This is a genomic window from Arthrobacter sp. SIMBA_036, from assembly GCF_046535135.1.
GTDB lineage: Bacteria > Actinomycetota > Actinomycetes > Actinomycetales > Micrococcaceae > Arthrobacter.
Window position 1 is genome coordinate 1 of the sequence record NZ_JAWRXG010000232.1, and the last position, 265, is coordinate 265.

Genomic DNA, 265 nt, shown 5'->3' on the forward strand with positions numbered 1-265 from the left:
GTCGCCATACCCGATCGAGACGCTGAACGATATCGCCCCTACCGCGACTGTCGCCATACAGGGGTTCGGCCTCACCGCACACGATGTCGTGTCCGCGCTGACGATCGGCCGTGGCGGACGCTACGTCGAACGCGACGGCGAACTCGAATACCAGAAGTCGGGGCTCGAGCCGCAGATCCTGCTGTTCTCCCGCAACTGCCTGCCGTTCGCCGCGCGCGGGATCAACCAGAAGGGGCTGACGGGCCGCCACCGCCCGCGCTTCTTC

Annotated in this window: 1 pseudogene; it reads left to right on the top strand. The window is 66.8% G+C overall.

What is annotated here, in order from left to right:
• A pseudogene (locus SB659_RS19735) lies at positions 1-265 on the top strand (hypothetical protein); the annotation flags it as partial.